Origin of the sequence: Paenibacillus pinistramenti (assembly GCF_005869875.1) — a bacterium.
GTDB classification, from domain to species: Bacteria; Bacillota; Bacilli; order Paenibacillales; family Paenibacillaceae; genus Fontibacillus; species Fontibacillus pinistramenti.
Genome location: NZ_VAWG01000034.1, coordinates 1 through 950, shown reverse-complemented (window position 1 = coordinate 950; position 950 = coordinate 1). Strand labels below are relative to the sequence as shown.

The window sequence follows — 950 nt, the reverse complement described above, 5'->3', positions numbered from 1 at the left end:
ACACCCGAAGTCGGTGGGGTAACCCGCAAGGGAGCCAGCCGCCGAAGGTGGGGTAGACGATTGGGGTGAAGTCGTAACAAGGTAGCCGTATCGGAAGGTGCGGCTGGATCACCTCCTTTCTATGGAGAATCGTCTTCTGCGATGAAGACATTCAAATACACGGTCGACGCAAGTCGCCGGATTGCCTTTGCGAAAGCAAAGGGACCTTCTCACTCGTTGGTCAGTTTTGAGAGAGCAAACCTCTTTCAAGCAATGCGTTTGGTGATGATGGCGGAGGGGTTCCACACGTACCCATCCCGAACACGACCGTTAAGCCCTCCAGCGCCAATGGTACTTGGACCGCAGGGTCCTGGGAGAGTAGGACGTCGCCAAGCGCAACCCATAAGGGTTACAATATAATATCAAGTTAGGGCCCTTAGCTCAGTTGGTTAGAGCGCACCCCTGATAAGGGTGAGGTCGGTGGTTCGAGTCCACTAGGGCCCACCATTCCTAACTTCCATAAGTGATTTCACTTTTGGAGTACAGTATGGGGCCATAGCTCAGCTGGGAGAGCGCCTGCCTTGCAAGCAGGAGGTCAGGAGTTCGATCCTCCTTGGCTCCACCATAATTGATTTACCATTTGATCCTTGAAAACTGGATAACGAAACAACAAATGCGAATTAGAAACATTCTTTTAGCTGAAACTTGTGATCGTAGAGAACAAGTTTAGTACTAGCTGATTATGCGAGTGTTTTTGAGATGATGGATCCTTTGCGAATTTGTTTCTACCTTTGAAGATTTCAATCGAAGAAACCAATGAGGAACAGAGCCGTCAGCCAAAAATAGGAGCGATTTGGTTAAGCTACTAAGAGCACACGGAGGATGCCTAGGCGCTAGGAGCCGAAGAAGGACGTGGCGAACAACGATAAGGCCTCGGGGAGCTGTAAGCAAGCTTTGATCCGGGGATGTCC

At 50.3% G+C, this 950-nt stretch carries 2 tRNA genes and 3 rRNA genes; all 5 read left to right on the top strand.

From position 1 onward, the window contains the following. Positions 1-119 (top strand): 16S ribosomal RNA (locus FCN15_RS18975); the annotation flags it as partial. A 138-nt stretch (positions 120-257) separates the two neighbouring features. Next, positions 258-374 (top strand): 5S ribosomal RNA (gene rrf / locus FCN15_RS18970). A 35-nt stretch (positions 375-409) separates the two neighbouring features. Beyond that, positions 410-486, top strand: a tRNA-Ile gene (locus tag FCN15_RS18965). A gap of 42 nt (positions 487-528) precedes the next feature. Next, positions 529-604: transfer RNA gene (locus FCN15_RS18960), tRNA-Ala, on the top strand. A gap of 230 nt (positions 605-834) precedes the next feature. Continuing rightward, positions 835-950 (top strand): 23S ribosomal RNA (locus FCN15_RS18955); the annotation flags it as partial.